Below are 13045 nucleotides of genomic sequence, written 5' to 3'. Positions count from 1 at the left end.
GTCTCAGGCCGTGAGGCGACCGTTCGCGACGCGGACGGTCCGGTCGACGAGGGATGCCGGGACCTCGGCGTGCGAGATGAGCACGACCGCGTGCGACCCGTCGACCGCGCCGAGCAGGTCAGTGAGCAGCGCATCGGCGGCGGACGGGTCGACGCCGGCGGTCGGTTCGTCGAGGATCAGCACGGGGAAGCCGCGCAGCAGGGCGCGCGCGAGCGAGATGCGCTGGGCCTGACCGCCCGAGACGAGCGCGCCGCGCTCGCCGACCCGCGCGTCGAGTCCGCCGCGCGTGCGGAGCCAGTCGCCGAGGCCCACGCGCTCGAGGACGCGCACGAGCTCGTCGTCGCTCGCGGTGTCGCGGGCGAAGAGCAGGTTCTGGCGGATGTCCTCGTCGAAGAGCATCGGATGCTGCTCGCACAGTCCCACGGTCTGTCGCAGGTCGTCGGGGGCGATCGCCTCGACGGGGCGTGCGCCGATCGTGTACTCGCCGGAGGCGGCGAGGAAGCGGACGAGGGCGGCGGCGAGGGTCGACTTGCCCGCGCCGCTCGGACCGACGATGTGGATCCGCTCGCCGGGGCGGACGTCGAGGTCGACGGCGGTCAGCGCGGGGCGGTCGGCGCCCGGCCAGCGGACCGTGACGCCGCGCAGACGCAGGCCGTCGCCGAGCGGCGGTGCCTGCCCCGTCGGCGCGCCTGCGGGTGGGATCTCCGCCGGCACCGCGGCGGGGACGACGGCCGCGACACGCGTCGCGGCCGCGCGGACCTGCCGCCACGCGGACGCCGCGAGCGGCACGGACGTGTAGACCTCGAACACCGCCATCGGCACGAGCACGACCACGGCGAGGGACGGGCCCGAGAGCGCACCCTCGGCCGCGGCCGGGGCGGCGGCGACGAGCGCGAGGAGGGTCGCGGCGCCGGCGGCGAGCGACACGAGGGCCGCCGTCCCCGCCTGCGCCGCGGCGCGCCGGAGCAGGGCGCGCCGCAGCGCCGCGTCCGCGGCGCGGACGTCGGCACGCGAGTCGTGCTCCGCGCCGTAGGCGACGAGGACGTCGAGGCGCGAGAGGTGGTCGAGGATCGCGCCGCGGAGTCGTGCGCGCAGGGGGGCGATCGAGCGCTCGGCGCGGGCGCCCGCCGTCCAGCCCCACGCGGTCGCCGCGACCCCCGCGCCGACGAGGCACGCCGCGAGGGTGAGGGCGGCGGGCCACCACACGACGGCGACGAGCACGACGGCGCCGACCGCGACGGCGGCCGACGACACGAGCGGCAGGACGACGCGCAGCGGCAGGTTCTGCAGTTCGTCGACGTCGTCGACGAGGGCCGTCGCTGCATCGCCCCGGCCGGCCGAGGCGAGCCCCGCGGGCGCGTGGGGGAGAAGGCGGCGCACGAGGTCGGTCCGCGTGCGGGCCAGTTGGCGCAGCACCGCGTCGTGGCCCGCGAGGCGCTCGGTGTAGCGGAACACGGCGCGGGAGAGGGCGAAGGCCCGGACCCCCACGACCGCGGTCGTGATGTAGAGGACGAGCGGTTGCTCGGCGGCGCGCACGATCAGCCAGGCGCTCACGGCGAGCAGGGCCACCGCCGAGGCCTCCGAGAGGAAGCCCGAGGCCAGGGCGGGCCAGAGGCGGCGGACAGGCGGGACGGCGCCGCGCAGCACGTCACGGGTCGTCGTCACACCGACACCCCCGCACCGGTCAGCCGCACGACGCGATCCGCGATCGCGCGGGCGGTCGTGCGGTGCGAGACGAGCAGGATGAGGGCTCCGGCATCCGCGATCGATCGGAGGGACCGCCACAGGTGCGCCTCCGCGGCGGCGTCGAGCGCGGCCGACGGTTCGTCGAGGGCGAGGACGGGGGCGTGCCCGCGCAGGTGGCGCGCGATCGCGCGGGCGACGGCGACCCGCTGCGCCTGCCCACCCGAGAGTCCGGCACCCTGAATGCCCAGGACCTGCTCCGGATCGACGTCGGAGAGCCCCACGAGCGACAGGGCCTCGGCGACCGTCGCGGCAGGCAGGGCGGCATCCCCCAGCGAGACGTTCGACGCGACCGTCCCCGCCGCGAGCCCCGGCCGCTGCCCCGCCCACGCGAGCCACGCCGACGGCGGGAGGGTGCGGACGTCGCGGCCGTCGAGCTCGATGCGGCCCGTCGCGGGCGCGAAGCCCAGGAGGGCGTGCAGCAGGCTGGATTTGCCCGCGCCGCTCGGCCCCTCGATGAGGACGATCTCGCCCGACCGCGCCTCGAGGTCCACCGGCGGCAGGTCGCGCACTCGGACGTCCGTCAGCCGCAGCACGTGCGCGCCCCGGTCCACTGCCGCCGCCGCAGGTGCCGACGGCGTCGCCGCGGCGGCCTCGTCGAGGATGGCGAACACGTCGCGGGTCGCCGCGACGCCCTCGCTCGACGCGTGGAACTGCACCCCGACCTGGCGGATCGGCAGGAACGCCTCGGGCGCGAGCAGGAGGACGAAGAGCCCGACCGTCAGGCTGAGCGACCCGTCGAGCAGCCGGAACCCGATCGTCACGGCGACGATGGCGACCGAGATCGACGCGAGGAACTCGAGGGCGAACCCCGACAGGAACGACACCCGCAACACGGTCATCGTCTCGCGCCGATAGTCGTCGGTGACCCGCTCGATCGAGTCCGCGGCGCGATGCTGCCGCCCGAAGACGGTGAGGGTGGACAGTCCCTGCACCGTTTCGGCGAAGCGGGTGGCGAGGTGGGTGAGCGTGTCCCACTGGCGGCGCTGGACGCTGCGGGTCGCGAGCCCGATCAGCACCATGAAGATCGGGATGAGCGGCAGGGTGAGCAGCACCGTGAGGCCCGAGACCGCGTCCGCGGTCCCCATCACCGCGAGCAGGATCGGCGTGGCGACCACGGTCTGCACGAGCTGGGGCAGATAGCGGCCGACGTAGGGTTCGAGCGCGTCGAGTCCGCGCCCGGCGACGAGGGCGAGCTGCGCCGTGCTGCGGGTCGCGGTCCACCCCGGCCCGAGGCGGGCGATCGCGTCGAGCACGGCCGCCCGCAGCTGCGACTCGACGCGCGCCGACGCGCGGGCGGCCACCCGCTCGCGCGCGAACGAGAGCACCGAGCGGAGGAGGACGACGGCCGCCAGGGCGAGGAGGGTTCCCGCGATCTCGCGTCCCGCGATCGCATCGACGACCGCTCGCGTCGTCAGGAAGGCGAAGCCGACGACCACCGCCGTCTGCGCCAGCGCGAGCAGTCCGATGAGCAGGAGGAACGACCGGGATGCCGTCGCGTACCGCCACAGCCGGGGGTCCACCGGCGGCTGCCGCCGTTCGAGCTCGGGGGCCATGGGTCGATCCTCCTCCGCCGTCTCAGTGGGCGGGCGCGGCATCCGCCTTCTCGATCTGCGCCCGCGAGATGCGCTTGCGGAAGACCCAGTACGTCCAGGCCTGGTAGGCCAGGATGCCCGGCAGGAAGATGACCGCCGCCCACGTCATGACCCCGAGCGTGTAGTCGGTGCTGGACGCGTTCTCGATCGTGAGGGAGAACGCCGGGTCCGTCGAGGACGGCATGACGAAGGGGAACAGCGCGAACCACAGGGTGAGGACGGCCGTGACGATCGTGACGGCGCCCAGCGCGAAGGCCCACCCGTCGCGCTCCCGCAGGTTGGCCACGGCGGAGCCGATCAGGGCGAGCGCGGCGGCGACGCCGCATCCGATCACCGCCGCCAGTGCGGGGGCGTCGCGGTCCATCGCGATCGCCGTGGTCCAGACGACCGTCCCGGCCGCGAAGAGGATCGTCGGGATCGCCACGCGACGGGCCAGGGCGTGAGCGTCCTCCTTCACCCGGCCGTCGGCCTTCAGTCCCACGAAGTACAGACCGTGCAGGAAGAAGAGCAGCAGGGTGGTGACGCCGACCCACAGTCCGTAGGGGTTCAGGAGGGTGAGGAGCGACCCGGTGAACTCCTTGTCGGCGTCGATCGGCACCCCCTGGACGATGTTGCCGAACGCGACCCCCCAGAGCAGGGCCGGGACGACCGAGCCGATGACGATCATCCGGTCGAAGCCGCGCTTCCACGCGAGCCCCTCGCGCTGGTGGCGGTACTCGAACGAGACGCCGCGGAGGATGAGGGCGAGCAGGATCAGCAGCAGCGGCAGGTAGAACCCGCTGAACAGGGTCGCGTACCACTCCGGGAAGGCGGCGAACAGGCACGCGCCCGCGACGATGACCCACGTCTCGTTGAGGTCCCACACCGGCCCGATGGTGTTGATGACCTGGCGCCGCGACACCTCGTCGCGGCCGAGGAACGGCAGGCTCATCCCGACGCCGAAGTCGAACCCGTCGAGCACGAAGTAGCCGACGAAGAACACACCGACGACGAAGAACCAGAGGTAGGCGAGATCCATGGCGTGCTCCTAGTAGACCGTCGAGGGGGTCTGGTCGACCGGCAGGTCGCGTGGGTCGGGGTCGTCGGGCCCGGGCAGGGGGTCGGGACCCTTCTGCGCGGCCTTCAGGATGAGGCGGAACTCGACGACGGCGAGCGAGGCGTAGATCGCGGTGAACGCGACGAGGGAGATGAGCACCGTCCAGCCGGGGACGCTGGGGGAGACGCCGTCCTCGGTGAGCATGAGGCTGAACACGATCCAGGGCTGGCGGCCCATCTCGGTGAACACCCAGCCGACGAGGCTGCCGAGCAGGGGGAGCGGGGCGGACCAGATCGCGATGCGCCACATCCAGTCGGCGACGGGACGGGTCGCCTTCTTCCGCGTGACCCAGAGGCCGGCGACCGAGATGAGGGTGGCGAGACCGCCGAAGCCCATCATCCAGCGGAACGACCAGTAGGTGACCCAGATCTCGGGACGGTACTCGACGCCCGCGCCGAAGCGCTGCGTGTAGAGGTCCTGCAGGTCGTTCAGTCCTTCGACGCAGCCGTCGAGCGTGTGGGTGGACAGGAAGGAGAGCAGGTAGGGAACGCGCAGCGACCAGATCTCCTCCGAGCCGTCGGGTGTGCCGATCGAGAAGATGGAGAAGGATGCGTCGGCGCCGCACGCGTTCTCGTACAGGGCTTCGGCGGCCGCCATCTTCATCGGCTGCGTCTGCACCATGACGAGCCCGAGCTGGTCGCCGCTGATGGCGGTGCCGGCGAAGGAGATGATCATGAACCACATGCCGTAGCGGAGGGCCGGACGCATCGTCTCGACGTGCTGCCCGCGGCGCAGGTGCCAGGCGGCGACGGCGATGATGACCGCCGCGGCGAACATGAACGCCGAGAAGATCGTGTGCGGGAAGGCAGCGAGGGCGACCGGGTTGGTCAGCAGCGCGAAGAAGTCCGTGAGCTCGGCGCGGCCGGTGTCGGGGTTCAGCGTGTAGCCGACCGGGTTCTGCATGAAGGCGTTCGCGGTCAGGATGAAGTACGCCGACAGGATCGACCCGAACGCCGTCGCCCAGATGGTGAGCAGGTGGATGCGGCGGGGCAGCTTGTCCCAGCCGAAGATCCACAGGCCGATGAAGGTCGCCTCGAAGAAGAACGCCATGAGGCCCTCGAAGGCGAGCGGGGCGCCGAACACGTCGCCGACGAAGCGGGAGTATGCGGACCAGTTCATGCCGAACTGGAACTCCTGCACGATGCCGGTGACGACGCCCATCGCGAAGTTGATGAGGAAGATCTTGCCGAACAGGCGGGTCAGGTGCAGCCAGGTCACGTCGCCGGTGCGGTGCCAGATCGTCTGGAAGATCGCCACCGTGAGCGCCATGCCGAGCGTCAACGGCACGAACAGATAGTGGTAGAGCGTCGTCAGTCCGAACTGCAGGCGAGCCAGGATGAGCGGGTCCAGAAAGTCCACGGGCTTGGTCCTTCCACGGGTATGCTCCGACGCTACGACGGCCGGCTGATCGCGGCATCCGATCGGGCCGTGCAAAATACCCGGATGCCGCCGCGCCGGACACCGCCATGGTGGGAGCGGTCTCCGCCGCCTACGGTGGGGCTCATGACTCGCGGTGATTCGTCCCGGGTTCCCGCGATGGTGCGGCGGACCACAGCCTTCACCGCGGCGTGGCTGGCGGCGGTCCTCGTCCTGACCGCGGGGCCCGCCTCAGCCGGCACGACGCCCTCGCCGACCGTGTCGCCGACCCCGACCGTGGCACCGTCGCCAACCGTCTCGCCGTCGCGGACCGTGTCGCCGACCCCGACCGTGTCACCGTCGCCAACCGTCTCGCCGACCCCGACAGCAACGCCGAGCCCGACACCGACGGCGACATCGAAGCCCACGCCCACGCCTACCCCGACTCCCACGCCCACCCCGACACCCACGCCGACGCCGACACCCGTTCCGACGCCGGACGCCGGGGCGCGCCTGGCGGCCCCGCCCGCCCCGCGGATGCCGTCGACGGGTCGCCTCAGCGCCGCGACCGCCGCCGACCAGACCATCGCCGTGAGCCGCGCCCTCTTCCCGAACGGAAGCGCCGAGGTCGTGATCGCCGCCGCCAAACGCCACGACGCGCAGATCGCCGCGGGGCTCGCGGGCGCCCGCCGGGCGCCGATGCTGTACGTCGCACCAGACTCGATCCCCGCCGCGGTCAAGACCGAACTCGCCCGGCTGAAGCCGACGCGCATCCTGGTCGTCGGCTCGACGGCGTCGGTGAACAGTACGGTCGCGCGGGTGCTCGGTCAGACGGCCCCCGTCGAGCGGATCTCCGGCGCCGACACCTACGCGCTCTCGCGCGCGGTCCTGCGCTTCCTGGGCCCCGTCGACCGCGTGTACGTCGCCGACGGGCGCACGATGGACACCGCTCCGATCGCCGCGGCGGCCGCCGCCGCGACGGGAGGCGGCTTCATGGCCGTCGACGGTCGCGGCACGGCCTCCGACGCCACGCTGGCGGCGCTGGAGGACGTCGGTGCGAAGGAGGTTGTCATGATGAACGTCGCCTCGATGATGGGGAAGGGGTTCGTCGACCGCATCCGCTCCGCCGGGATCAGCGTGCGTCGCATGGCGGGCGGCACCAGCGAGGCCGTGGCGATCTCCACGGCCGCCGACTACCCGAGCACGACCACCCGCGGTGTCGTGGTCTCGGGCGTCGCGATCCCCAACCACGAGACCGGTACGGCGGCCGCGGTCGCGGGCGCCCTCCGGCAGCCCTTCCTCTACTCACGCACCGAGTGCGTGTCGGATGCCACGGCCGCCCTCCTCGACACGCGAAAGGACAGCGTCCTCGCCATCGGTCCGACCAGCCGGTTGCAGGCGGCCGTGCTGACAGGCGACGGCTGCACCGTCGTCCGCACCGCGGCGGCGAACACGCTGCGCGACAAGATCACGGCCACCACGAAGCGGCATCCCTCCTCGTCCTACGCCGTCACCGTGCGGCAGATCGGCGGCCTCGAGGTGCTGACGGGCAAGACGGGCGCCACGCGACGCGAACCCGCCAGCATGATGAAGCTCTTCGTCGCCTGGGCGGCGCTCAAGCGGGTAGAGAAGAAGCAGGCGTCGCTGTCGACGAAGCTGTCGTCGGGTCTCACCGTCAAGGAGTGCCTGCGCGAACTCATCTGGATGTCCGACAACTACTGCCATACCGACCTCGTGCACTGGATCGGCGTCTCGAACCTCAACAAGCAGATCGCCGCCGCCGGCTACTCGCAGACCTCCTACGGGCGCGTGCTGAAAGGACAGGACGTCCTCTACGCCGGCAACCGCACCACCTCGAACGATCTGAGCCTGCTGGTGGCACGCCTCGAGAAGGGGCAGATCCTCAACAAGACGCACACGACGCTGCTGCGGGATCTCATGCACACGCAGTTGTTCCGCTCCCGCATTCCCAACGGCATCCCGGCCTCCGCCTACCAGGCCTCCAAGCCCGGGTCGCTCTGGGTGAAGGGCGGTCTGCTTCAGGCCGACACCGCGATCATCCGCGGGCCGAAGGCGACCTTCGTGCTCACTGTGATCGGCGACGCGGGGTCGTCGAAGGCCGGCATCCGCGACATCGCGCGCACCGTCTACACCCACTTCAACGGCTCGTTCGGGGCGGCGGCGAAGCACTCCGACCTGCACGTGCGGACCACGAAGAACGCGACGTGGCGGAAGTCCGCAGGCGGCGCGGTCGGCGGGACGATCCCGAAGGGCACGCCGCTGCAGGTCTCGGATTCGAAGCGTCACTGGTACAAGCTCCACTACCGGGGCGGATACGCCTGGGTCTGGTACTCGTCCCTGCGCACCAACCTCGCCTACTGAGGCGGGTTCACGCGGAGGCGTCCGGGCGCCGCCGCAGGAGGTGGATGACGCATTGCTGCGGATCGCACGACGAGCGCATGCCGTCGACCGCCAAGGGTCCGCCCGCCTCGCTGAGGGCGCCCCGCATGAGCCCGAGGTGCACGTCGCAGAGCGTCTCGCGGTTGTCCGCCTGATCGGCCGCGTGCGCGCAGGGCGTCAGGTCGATCGTGAGGGCGTCCTCGTCGATCTCGGGGTCGAAGCCGCCGTCGAGAAGCTGCTCGACGAGCGCGTCGAGCTGATGCTGTTCCTCGCCCGTCAGCGACCCGGCGGTCTCGGGCATGACCCGGCGCATGAGGTCGCCGCGCTCGGCGGCGGCCTGCACCTTGCGACGGTGCTCCGGGCTCGAGACGCTCACGCCGTCGACGGCGCGGTAGAACACCCGGGGTCGGCCGCGCGTCGTGCGCTTCTCGACCTCGGTGGCGACGAACCCGCGCTCGATGAGCCGCTGCAGGTGCTCCCGGACCGTGTTCGGATGCAGCTTCGTCGCCGCGACGAGCTCGCCGACCGTCTGCTGCGGAGTCGTCTGCAGCAGGTGGAGGATCTCCACGCGCGATGACGTGGAGATCGCGTTGTAGGCGGTCGGGCGCCGGGCCGTCATGAGTTCATTATGGCGGGATGCCGGGTGCCCGGGGGCGGCCCTCACCCGTGATTCCGCCCGTAATCTGAGACCATGCGGCATCCCACCCCCGACCCCGTCGGACCGGGCCAGGAGAGCGTCTGGGACTACCCCCGGCCTCCCCGCGTCGAACCGGTCACCGGCACCGTCACGATCACCCTCGGCGGCGAACGCGTCGTCTCGACGAGCCGCGCCTTGCGCGTGCTTGAGACGAGCCACCCGCCCGTCTACTACCTGCCGATCGACGACTTCGTCCCCGGTGCGCTGACGCCCGGTCAGGGGTCGTCCTTCTGCGAGTTCAAGGGCGCTGCGCGCTACCTCGACGTCCACGGTGGCGGCGTGTCCCGCCCTGCGGCGGCGTGGAACTACCCGCATCCCGAACCGGGCTACGAGGAGCTCGCGGACCGGGTGGCGGTGTACGCGCAGCAGATGGACGAGTGCACCGTCACCGGTGAGGTCGTGACCCCGCAGCCGGGGCGCTTCTACGGCGGATGGGTCACGTCTCAGGTCGTGGGACCGTTCAAGGGCGTGCCGGGCTCGATGGGCTGGTGACCGGCGCCGACCGTCAGAGGCCGAGCGCCGCCTGCACGTCGGGGGAGTCGCTCTCGCGCGGTTCGGTGCGCACCAGGTCGGCGACCGAGCCGAGGATCTCGTCGGGACGGAACGGGTAGCGCTCGATCTCGGCGGTGTCGCTGATGCCGGTGAGCACGAGCACGGTGTGCAGGCCCGCTTCGATCCCGGCGACGACGTCCGTGTCCATGCGGTCGCCGATCATGCCGGTGTTCTCGGAGTGCGCGCCGATGCGGTTGAGTGCCGAGCGGAACATCATCGGGTTGGGCTTGCCGACGACGTAGGGCTCTTTGCCGGTGGCCTTCGTGATGAGCGCCGAGATGGCGCCCGTCGCCGGCAGGACGCCCTCGGTCGAGGGGCCGGTCGCGTCGGGGTTGGTGGCGATGAAACGGGAGCCGGCGCCGATGAAGCGGATCGCCTTGGTGATCGCCTCGAACGAGTAGTTGCGGGTCTCGCCGACGACGACGTAGTCGGGGCGGGTCTCGGTCATGATGAAGCCCGCCTCGTGGAGGGCCGTCGTGAGACCGGCCTCACCGATCACGAACGCGGTGCCGCCCGGCATCTGCGAGGCGAGGAAGTCCGCGGTCGCCAGGGCCGAGGTCCAGATCGACTCCTCCGGCACGACGAGTCCCGACGCGCGCAGCCGGGCGCTGAGGTCGCGCGGCGTGAAGATCGAGTTGTTCGTGAGCACGAGGAACGGGGTGCCCTCGTCGCGCCACTGCTCGAGCAGCTCAGCGGCGCCGGGGATCGGCGTGTTCTCGTGTACGAGCACGCCGTCCATGTCGGTCAGCCAGCACTCGATGTCCGCGCGGGTCCGCATGCGTACACCCTATGCCCGCGCGGGCCTTCCTCCCGGTTCAGGCCCCGCGACGGAAGGTCGTGTGGACGACCCCGCTCTCGGCGGCTTCCGACGTGACGCTGTAGTCCCTCTCCAGGCCGCGCAGGTCGTCCCACAGGCGCACACCGCGGCCGAGCAGGATCGGGACGATCGCGACGTGGAGGTCGTCGACGAGCCCGTCGCGCAGGAAAGCGCGCACCGTCTCGGCGCCGCCTCCGATCCGGACGTCCCGACCGCCCGCGAGCTCGCGGGCGCGAGCCAGCGCCTCGGCGGGTGTCGCCGTCAGGAAATGGAACTCCGTCCCGTTCGCGAACACGATCGGCGCCCGCGGCGCGTGTGTGAGGACGAGGACCGGGAAGCCGAAGGGCGGCTCGTCGCCCCACCATCCGCGCCAGTCGGGGTCGTCGGGGTTCGCGTGCAGACCGAACATGCCGGCGCCCATGATCTCCGCACCGAGCTCCGCGAAGTACCGCTCCGCGTAGGCGTCGTCGACACCCGTCGTGCCCTCCCCGGTGGTGTCGTGCAGCACGCGCTGCCGGAAGGTCCGGGTCACCGTGTAGTCCCGCGTGAGCCTGCCCCAGTCGTCGCCGAACGGGTTCTCCGGCGTCTGATCGGTCGTCGTCGCGAAGCCGTCGAGCGAGATGTTGAGGTCGACGCGGACGCGTGTCATTGCGGTCCTTCCGGGAACGGCTGACGAAACCAGGCGCTCCAGTGTGCCGCACGACGCCCGCCCGCGTCGACGGGAGAGCTACGCAGTGGCGACCTCGTGCGTCGGCGTCCACCCCAGCGACGGGGCGACGTAGCGGGCGAAGGACTCGACGAGGCGCAGGTTGAACGCGACACCGAGCTGGCTCGGGATCGTGAGCATGAGCGTGTCGGCCTCGCGGACCGCGGCGTCGTGCCGCAGCTGCTCGACGAGCTCGTCGGGGGTGCCGGCGTAGGTCTTGCCGAAGGTCGACCGCATGCCGTCGATGATCCCGATCTGGTCGCCGTCGGAGCGGCCGCCGAAGTACATGGCGTCCTCCGCGGTCGTGATGGGGAAGATGCTGCGGCTCACCGAGACGCGCGGGGTTCCCGCGTGACCGGCCTCGCGCCAGGCCGCGCGGAACGCGTCGATCTGCTCGGCCTGCAGGATGTCGAAGGGGCGACCGTCGGCCGAGGTCAGCAGCGTCGACGACATGAGGTTGACTCCCATGCGTCCCGCCCATTCGGCTGAGTCGCGGTTGCCGGCGCCCCACCAGATGCGCGAGCGCAGCCCAGGGGAGTGCGGTTCGATGCGCTGCAGCCCGTGGCCGCCGCCGAACGGGCTGTGCGGGTCGCTCTCGGCGAGTCCTTCGCCCTCCACGGCGCGCAGGAACAGCTCGAAGTGCTCGCGGGCGATGTCGGCGCCGCGCGGGTCGGTCGACCCGGTGTAGCCGAAGGTCTCGTAGCCGCGGATGACGCTCTCGGGTGACCCGCGGCTCACGCCGAGCGCGAGCCGTCCGTCGCTGATGAGGTCGACCGCGGCCGCCTCCTCCGCGAGGGAGAGCGGGTTCTCGTAGCGCATGTCGATGACGCCCGTGCCGACCTCGATGCGCGAGGTGCGCGCCGCGATCGCGGCGAGCAGTGGCATGGGGGAGGCCTGCTGACGGGCGAAGTGGTGCACGCGGAAGTACGCGCCGTTCACCCCGAGCTCGTCCATGCCCTGCGCGAGGTCGATCGCCTGCAGCATCGAGTCGCCGGCGGTGAGTTCGCGACCCCCGCCGAGGGGACCGTAATGGCCGAAGGACAGCGTTCCGAAGCGTTGCATACCGGGCACAACGCCGCGGTCGCGGCATCCATTCCGATGAATAAGGATGTCGCGGCCGCGGGAGCGTGCGAGGGGTCAGCTCGCGGGCGTCACGGCGCGCAGCGCGTCCGTCCAGGGCGTCACGGGGCGCCCGATGAGGTCGGTCAGGTCAGACGAGGCGACGTCGAGGGCGCCGCGGGCGATGCCGCCGTCGAGGGCGACGACGAACCCGACGGTGCCCTCATCGAGCCCGAACGACGCCAGCCGCGCCGCCAGCTCGTCGGGGGTCGCCGGCGCGTACACGACCTCGCGCCCGAGCACCTCGCCCATGGCGGCGGCGATGTCGGCGTAGGAGGCGCGGGGTCCCGCGAGCTCGTACGTGCGGCCGAGATGCCCGTCCTCGAGCAGGACGACCGCGGCGGCGTCGGCGTAGTCCGCTCGCGCGGCGGCGGCCACGGCGGCGTCGCCGACGGCGGCAGAGAAGACACCCGTCTGCGCCGCGCCGGCCAGGTCGCCGGCGTAGTTCTCCATGTACCAGTTGTTGCGCAGGATCACGGCGGGGATGCCGCTGGCCGCGATCGCCTCCTCGGTCGCCTTGTGGTCGGGGGCGAGGACGAGGTCGACGGTGTCGGCGTGCGAGACGCTCGTGTAGACGAGCTTCGCGACACCGGCGCGGGCGGCGGCGTCGATGACGGTCAGGTGGCCGGCGAGGCGCCCGCCCGGCTCCGAGCCCGAGATGAGCAGCACGATGTGGACACCCTCGAGGGCGGCGTCTACCGACTCGGGCACGGTGTAGTCGAGCGGCACGACGCGCACGCCCCTGTCGCCGAGGTCGGCGGCCTTCGCGACGGTGCGGGCTCCGGCGACGATGCTCTCCGGGGCGGCGCCGCGGGCGAGCAGTGCGTCGACGACGAGGTGTCCGAGCTGGCCGCCGGCGGCGGTGACGAGGATGGTCATGGCGAGTCCTTTCGATGATCGCGCGATGCGCGCGACAGCCGGGACAACCTCGACCGGACCCCCATGCATTCCGATCGGAGGGTAC

The 13045-nt window shown here is 71.9% G+C and carries 12 protein-coding genes; 2 read left to right on the top strand and 10 right to left on the bottom strand.

The window, feature by feature from the left end; translation table 11 throughout:
• Positions 1–3 precede the first annotated feature (3 nt).
• Genes cydC through Q9S71_RS01275 form a run of 5 tightly spaced genes read right to left on the bottom strand, consistent with a single transcriptional unit; the run spans position 4 to position 6377 of the window.
• Positions 4–1665 (bottom strand): thiol reductant ABC exporter subunit CydC, encoded by a 1662-nt coding sequence (gene cydC / locus Q9S71_RS01295; RefSeq protein WP_311860102.1) that lies wholly within the window; start codon positions 1663–1665, stop codon positions 4–6.
• A complete protein-coding gene (cydD, locus tag Q9S71_RS01290) occupies positions 1662–3299 on the bottom strand; it encodes a thiol reductant ABC exporter subunit CydD (protein WP_311860101.1) in 1638 nt (545 codons plus the stop codon). Before cydD ends, cydC begins: the two co-directional genes overlap by 4 nt.
• Positions 3300–3321: 22 nt before the next feature.
• A complete protein-coding gene (gene cydB / locus Q9S71_RS01285; RefSeq protein WP_217530831.1) occupies positions 3322–4356 on the bottom strand; it encodes a cytochrome d ubiquinol oxidase subunit II in 1035 nt (344 codons plus the stop codon).
• A gap of 9 nt (positions 4357–4365) precedes the next feature.
• Positions 4366–5793, bottom strand: a complete 1428-nt coding sequence (locus Q9S71_RS01280; protein WP_311860100.1) for a cytochrome ubiquinol oxidase subunit I — start codon at positions 5791–5793, stop codon at positions 4366–4368.
• Positions 5794–5825: 32 nt separating this feature from the next.
• A complete protein-coding gene (locus Q9S71_RS01275; protein ID WP_311860099.1) occupies positions 5826–6377 on the bottom strand; it encodes a hypothetical protein in 552 nt (183 codons plus the stop codon).
• A gap of 4 nt (positions 6378–6381) precedes the next feature.
• Here Q9S71_RS01275 and Q9S71_RS01270 point away from each other — a divergent pair, with 4 nt between their 5' ends.
• Positions 6382–8172: a serine hydrolase gene (locus tag Q9S71_RS01270; RefSeq protein WP_311860098.1), complete on the top strand. Its 1791-nt coding sequence runs from the start codon at positions 6382–6384 to the stop codon at positions 8170–8172.
• Positions 8173–8179: 7 nt separating this feature from the next.
• On the opposite strand, the gene Q9S71_RS01265 is transcribed toward Q9S71_RS01270, so the two are convergent.
• On the bottom strand, positions 8180–8809 hold the full coding sequence (locus tag Q9S71_RS01265; RefSeq protein ID WP_311860097.1) for a helix-turn-helix transcriptional regulator: 630 nt from the start codon (positions 8807–8809) through the stop codon (positions 8180–8182).
• 72 nt (positions 8810–8881) lie between these two features.
• Between Q9S71_RS01265 and Q9S71_RS01260 the strand changes: the two genes are divergently transcribed.
• Positions 8882–9379: a DUF427 domain-containing protein gene (locus Q9S71_RS01260; RefSeq protein WP_311860096.1), complete on the top strand. Its 498-nt coding sequence runs from the start codon at positions 8882–8884 to the stop codon at positions 9377–9379.
• A 13-nt stretch (positions 9380–9392) separates the two neighbouring features.
• Here the strand turns inward: Q9S71_RS01260 and Q9S71_RS01255 are convergent, their stop codons facing one another.
• From Q9S71_RS01255 to Q9S71_RS01240, 4 genes are all read right to left on the bottom strand, one after another.
• Entirely contained in the window at positions 9393–10217 is an 825-nt protein-coding gene (locus tag Q9S71_RS01255) for an HAD-IIA family hydrolase (RefSeq protein ID WP_217530835.1), read from the bottom strand.
• Between the two features lie 37 nt (positions 10218–10254).
• Entirely contained in the window at positions 10255–10905 is a 651-nt protein-coding gene (locus tag Q9S71_RS01250; protein WP_311860095.1) for a dihydrofolate reductase family protein, read from the bottom strand.
• 78 nt (positions 10906–10983) lie between these two features.
• Positions 10984–12024, bottom strand: coding sequence for an LLM class flavin-dependent oxidoreductase (locus Q9S71_RS01245; RefSeq protein WP_311860094.1), 1041 nt, complete (start codon positions 12022–12024; stop codon positions 10984–10986).
• A gap of 75 nt (positions 12025–12099) precedes the next feature.
• A complete protein-coding gene (locus Q9S71_RS01240; protein WP_311860093.1) occupies positions 12100–12960 on the bottom strand; it encodes an NmrA family NAD(P)-binding protein in 861 nt (286 codons plus the stop codon).
• Between the last annotated feature and the right edge of the window lie 85 nt (positions 12961–13045).

The sequence above is a fragment of the Microbacterium gawkjiense genome (assembly GCF_031932225.1).
Classification (GTDB): domain Bacteria; phylum Actinomycetota; class Actinomycetes; order Actinomycetales; family Microbacteriaceae; genus Microbacterium; species Microbacterium gawkjiense.
This window is presented reverse-complemented; position numbering and strand designations above follow the sequence as displayed.